At 60.1% G+C, this 6,000-nt stretch carries 4 protein-coding genes; 3 read left to right on the top strand and 1 reads right to left on the bottom strand.

From position 1 onward, the window contains the following. Window positions 1–192, top strand: a 192-nt coding sequence (locus NCS00_RS31880; protein ID WP_250442149.1) for a hypothetical protein, incomplete at its 5' end; no start/stop codon positions are given. A 301-nt stretch (window positions 193–493) separates the two neighbouring features. Next, window positions 494–1,900: a sugar porter family MFS transporter gene (locus NCS00_RS31875; RefSeq protein ID WP_008345310.1), complete on the top strand. Its 1,407-nt coding sequence runs from the start codon at window positions 494–496 to the stop codon at window positions 1,898–1,900. Here NCS00_RS31875 and NCS00_RS31870 read toward each other — a convergent pair. Beyond that, complete coding sequence (locus tag NCS00_RS31870) at window positions 1,897–4,398, bottom strand: glycogen/starch/alpha-glucan phosphorylase (protein ID WP_250442148.1); 2,502 nt, start codon at window positions 4,396–4,398, stop codon at window positions 1,897–1,899. The two genes, NCS00_RS31875 and NCS00_RS31870, sit on opposite strands and share 4 nt — an antisense overlap. A gap of 273 nt (window positions 4,399–4,671) precedes the next feature. On the opposite strand from NCS00_RS31870, the gene NCS00_RS31865 reads away from it, so the two are divergent. After that, complete coding sequence (locus NCS00_RS31865; protein WP_175982393.1) at window positions 4,672–5,415, top strand: hypothetical protein; 744 nt, start codon at window positions 4,672–4,674, stop codon at window positions 5,413–5,415. Window positions 5,416–6,000: the final 585 nt, after the last annotated feature.

Genomic DNA, 6,000 nt, shown 5'->3' with positions numbered 1-6,000 from the left:
CTATCGCCGATTCCGAAGAACCAGCCGCACTCGCCATCAAGCGCCCACACTTATCGGCTGTTAGTTTTTAAAGAGCATTTGCGCAGTTATTTGCTTCGCTATTCGCTTGCTTTGTTGCGCGCCGTCATTCAACGGGAGGCGAATTATGCGGGGCTATTTCGACGACGTCAAGCGCCTTTTCCAAAAAAATAATCGGGTCATTTCGGGCGGCAAATTCGAAGCCGAGCAGCGGCGCGTGTCACCGGCGTCTGTGCACGTCAGATCGCACGCGCGCACGAAGAATTGACCAGGCACAACAACGAGGCGATGGCATTGGGCGGCAATTGACGCTCACCGGTACGATGTCGGCCGGTCACACGATTCAGGCGTCCTTCATCGCGCGCTCATCCCGCGCTAATTCTCATCTTCGATCATGTGCGCAGTCGCATGGTCGAAGCAAAGCCGCCCGACTGCCACCGTGACCGGTTTGAAGCGCAACCTGGAGACAACTCAGATGAGCACCCTCGCCGACCGCAGCGTCCCGACATCCACGAAAACCGGACGATATGGTCTCTTCGTCTGCCTGATGGCGGCGCTCGCCGGCCTGCTGTTCGGCCTCGACATCGGGGTGATCTCGGGCGCACTGCCTTTCATCGCGAAGCATTTTGTTCTGAGCGATCGCGCACAGGAATGGATCGTCAGCTCGATGATGGTAGGCGCGGCGATCGGCGCACTGGGTGCGGGCTGGCTATCGTGGCGTCTCGGACGCCGCTATGCGCTCGTGCTGGCGGCGATACTTTTCATTGCGGGATCGCTATGGTCCGGGTTCGCGGCGAGTCCGGCTCATCTGATCGGCGCACGCTTGCTGCTGGGCCTCGCGGTCGGAATGGCGTCCTTCACCGCGCCGCTTTATCTTTCGGAGGTTGCGCCGCGACAAGTACGCGGCGCGATGATCTCGACGTATCAGTTGATGATTACCGTCGGAATCCTGGCCGCCTTCCTGTCGAACATCGGACTGTCGTACGTGGCCGACTGGCGCTGGATGCTCGGCGTCATCGCGATTCCCGCCGTCTTCTTCCTCGCAGGCGTGCTCGCCCTTCCCGATAGCCCGCGCTGGCTGCTTCAGCGCAACCGCGCCGACGAAGCGCGCGCCGTCCTTCAACGCTTCTACGCCAATCCCGCCGACGTGCAAGCCGAACTCGAACAGGTCAACGAAGACAACACGCGGCCCCAGCGAGGATGGAGCCTGTTGCGGCAAAACGCGAACTTCCGTCGCTCGGTACTGCTCGGAGTCGTGCTGCAGGTGTTCCAGCAACTCACCGGCATCAACGTCGTGATGTACTACGCTCCGCGCATCTTCGAACTGGCCGGCTTCGCGACTCATGAACAGCAACTGTGGGCGACAGTCATCGTCGGCCTCGTCAACGTCATTGCGACCTTCGGCGCGATTGCCTTCGTCGACCGTTGGGGCCGCAAGCCGATCCTCTATGCGGGATGCGCCATCATGGCAATCGGCATGTGTTCGCTCGGGTTCCTGCTGCATGCCGGAGTCGCCGGCCTCACGGCACAGATTCTGGCGGTCGCGTCGCTGCTGCTTTTCATCGCGGGGTTCGCCATGTCTGCCGGCCCGCTCGTTTGGATCCTGTGCTCGGAGATCCAGCCGCAGCAAGGGCGCGACTTCGGCATCGCCGTTTCGACGCTCGTCAATTGGGTCGCCAACATGGCGGTCGCGGCCACGTTCCTGAGCTTGCTGTCGACCGTCGGCGAAGCGAACACCTTCGTGCTCTATGCGATCCTCAACGTCATCTTTGCGGTCGTCGTGTTCTTCTACGTGCCCGAGACGCGCGGCGTTTCGCTCGAGAAACTCGGCAACGATCTGATGGCCGGCAAGCGTCTGCGCGATCTCGGGAAGAAAAACTAGTTTCGTCGTTCGATGGAAATCTTCACGGGGCGGATATTCCAGATCCGCTCGCAATATTCGTGAACCGCGCGGTCCGAAGAGAACTTGCCTGCATAGGCGGTATTCAGGATGGACATGCGAGTCCAGCGCCGCTCGTCGCGCCAGGCGGCGCTCACATCTTCCTGACGCGCGACGTACGCGGCATAGTCGGCAAGCACCAGAAACGGATCGTGGTGCAGCAGGTTGTCGACCAGCGGACGGAACATCTCTCGATCTCCGCGCGAGAAGTGCCCGCTGCCGATCAACTCCAGCACTTCCCGCAACGTCTGATTCGCATCCGCATAGTCGGCCGGACGATACCCTTCGCGCTTCACGCGTTCCACTTCGTCCGCATTCAGGCCGAACAGGAAGAAGTTTTCATCGCCGACTTCTTCGCGCATCTCGATATTCGCGCCATCGAGCGTACCGATGGTCAACGCGCCATTCATCATGAACTTCATGTTTCCGGTGCCCGAAGCCTCCTTGCCCGCGGTCGAGATCTGCTCGGACAGGTCCGCAGCCGGGTAAATGAAGTGTGCGTTCTTGACGTTGAAGTCCGGGAAGAATACGACTTTCAGGCGGCCGTTCATCGCGGGATCGTCGTTCACGACTTCAGCGATGCCGTTGATCAGCCGGATGATGAGCTTGGCCATCGCGTAGCCCGGCGCGGCCTTGCCGCCGAATACGAAGCAGCGCGGCGTCAGCGCGAGTTGTGGATCGCGGCGCAGACGCATGTACTGCGTCACGATGTATAGCGCGTTCAGATGTTGCCGCTTGTACTCGTGGATTCGCTTGACCTGTATGTCGAACAGCGCCGCAGGATCGACGACGATGCCCGTCGCGCTCTTGATCTTATCCGCGAGGATCTGCTTGTTCGCCTGCTTCACGTTGCGCCAGCGTTCCTGAAATGCGGCATCGTCGGCGTATTCGGACAGCTTGCGCAGTCTGCCGAGATCGGTCGCCCAACCTTCCCCCAGCCCCTCGTCCAGCAGTTTCGCGAGACCCGGATTGCTGAGCATCATGAAGCGGCGCGGCGTGACGCCGTTGGTCACGTTATGGAAGCGCTCGGGCCATAGCTCGGCGAAATCTCGCAGCACCGTCTTTTCGAGCAGTGCCGAATGGAGCGCGGCCACACCGTTGATCGCGTGACTGCCGACCGTCGCAAGATGCGCCATGCGTACGCGCTTCGTGCCGCTTTCGTCGATCAGCGACATGCGCGCGATCCGCGCTTCGTCGCCGGGATATCGTTGGCGGACATCATCGAGGAAGCGGCGATTGATCTCGTAGATGATCTCGATCAATCGCGGCAACAAGCCCTGAAACAATGGCAAGCCCCACGTCTCGAGCGCTTCGGGCAACAGCGTGTGATTCGTATAGGCGAGCGTGCGCTGCGTGATGTCCCAGGCGTCGTCCCAAGGCAGTTGCCGCTCATCCACGAGCAGGCGCATCAACTCGGCGACGGCTATCGACGGATGCGTGTCGTTCAATTGCGCCGTGAACATGTCCGGCAAGCGATTGATCGGCTCGCCCTTGAGCGCAAGCAGGCGCAACATATCCTGCAACGAACACGAAACGAAGAAGTACTGCTGCGCGAGCCGCAAGCGCTTACCCGCTTCGGGCTCGTCATTTGGATAAAGCACCTTCGACAGCGTCTCCGAAAGCACCTTCTCGTGCACGGCTTCGTAATAGTCGCCGGCATTGAAATCCTGAAGATCGAACGACTCGACTGCCTCGCTTTTCCAGAGCCTCAACGAGTTACATGTATTGACGTGAAAACCGGGGATCGGCGTATCGCAGGCCACGCCTTTGACCGTATAGGCAGGAATCCAGCGCACATGAAAGCGGCCCGCTTCATCGGTCGAGCTTTCGGTGCGGCCACCGAAGTTCACGTAGAACGCGACGTCCGTGCGCAGGATTTCCCACGGGTTGCCCTTCTGCAGCCATTTGTCGGTGATTTCCACTTGCCAGCCGTCGCGGATTTCCTGATCGAAGATGCCGAACTCATAGCGGATTCCGTACCCGATCGCCGGGATTTCGAGCGTGGAAAGCGAGTCGAGATAGCACGCGGCCAGGCGTCCGAGGCCGCCGTTGCCAAGGCCCGGTTCCTCTTCGATCGACAGCAGCGTATCGAGGTCGAGTCCGAGCGCCTGCAACGCTTCGCGCGCGTTGCTTTCGATGCCGAGATTGATCAGGTTGTTGCCGAGTTGGGGGCCGATGAGAAATTCAGCGGACAGATAACACGCGACTTTTGCGTCGCGCGCTACATAGGTGTGCGTGGTGGCGACTCGGCGGGTCATCATCCGGTCGCGGACGGCGTAGGCGAGCGCCATGTACCAGTCGTGCGGCGTGGCGATCTCCGGATAGCGCGCCTGCAGACAGATGAGGTTATCGACGATATCGCGCTGCAGCGCCTCGACGCCAAGTCCGCTGCGCGCGGGCTCGGCGCTGATCCGCGATTCGATGGTGGGCGTGTCATCCATGATCTGTCCTCTCTCCCTGCGTAGCGGGCTTCGACAAGAATGTGCCGGCTCTATGTCCGGCCGTTGACAGTGCTGCGTCATGGCGCATCGATGAATAGCATACGCCCTCAAGTCGTGCGCTTCCATGCCGTTATCCCCAAGGGGAAGGCCAAATTCGGCAATCGCGGGACCGCGATGGCCTGCCGCTCCAAAGGCTGTCGGACCCGTTCAAGATTCCGGTCATCGCTTATTTCATTCGCTTGCCGCTAGCGCAAGTTCAGACATCAGAAAAATATGAAACGCGTCGTCGCAGTATCTGCAGTTACAGTCGTTTTGGCCGCATGCGGTGGGGGCGGCGGCAGTTCCGATAATGCGCCGAGCGCGCCCGAGGCTAACGCTGCACAAGGCCTTTATTCCGGAACCGATGCGAACGGCAACGTCGTGGGCGGCGTAGTGCTCGAGACTGGCGCTTTCTATTTCGTGTATGCGAACACGACGACAAACGCGCTAGGTCTGGTACAGGGTGCGGCATCCGCATCTCATGGCACTTTTCAGTCGGACAATGCGCGCACCTTCGACATAAGCGGCAAGGCGGCGACCGATACGCCCGTCCTCGCGGGCTACAACGCGAAGAACAGCGTTCAGGGCGTGATCTATACGAGCACGGCGAAGCAGAACAGCATCAAGTTCAACGTGGTTTATGACGCCAACTATGAACGTCCGGTGGCGCTGTCGTCCGTTGCCGGGACGTATTCGGGCGCGGCCGGATCGACGAAGGACGGCGAGACCGCCACTTTTGTAATCGGGCAGGACGGCTCGATCAAGGGTGAAGGCTTGAGCGGCTGCACGTTCAGCGGAGCCGCCACGCCTCATGGCGACAAAGACGTGCTGGACGCCACGATCACGTTTGGACCCGCGCCCTGCATATATCCGGGTGCGAAGCTTACGGGCGTCGTTTTTTTCAGCAACAGTCAGGTATTAGGAGCTTTGACGCTACCTGACAGATCAGACGCCTTCGTGGTGGCCGCTACGAAGTGATGTCGCGTGGAGTGCGCGTCGCGCACTGCCAGTTGCGGATCGGATTGCCGGCGGCCTGTTGAGCTTTGCCCGTCCGGATTTATTTGCGCTAAGCATCCCGCGCGCATTTTCACGGCCACATTATTTCGGATACCGAAGAAATATACAAGGTAGGCGTTGCGCAGGGGCCTTTCCGCCGACAACTCGCCACTTGCGTCTGACTTTGAATTTCGACGCGCCGGACGCCCGCGGACGCATTTCGGTCAGCCCGCGCGCATTCCAGACATTAAGCGCGGACGGAAATTTGAAGCGTCGAACAGATGCCTGTTGTCCCGGCTGATCGCGACATCGACTTTGCCATGCCTCGCTCACACTGAGTCCAGTAGATCTCCAATACAAAACTATGCGACCGGACGAGGTGAATATGTCTTTGCTCGAGTTTCTTGGCGCGATGGTCTTCGTTGCCGTCGTATTGCTCTCGATGGTCGCGGTGCTCGACATTTTCTTCCCGCGACTGATCCCGGTCGCGCATGATGAGCGCTCTTCGGGATTGTCGCGCGCGCGGAAGTTCGCGAGAGCGAACGCGCGGGGACGCTGAACCTAACT

It is taken from the genome of Caballeronia sp. AZ1_KS37 (assembly GCF_023631165.1).
Lineage (GTDB): Bacteria > Pseudomonadota > Gammaproteobacteria > Burkholderiales > Burkholderiaceae > Caballeronia > Caballeronia zhejiangensis.
The sequence above is the reverse complement of the archived record's forward strand: the minus strand, read 5'-3'. Positions and strand labels throughout refer to the sequence as shown.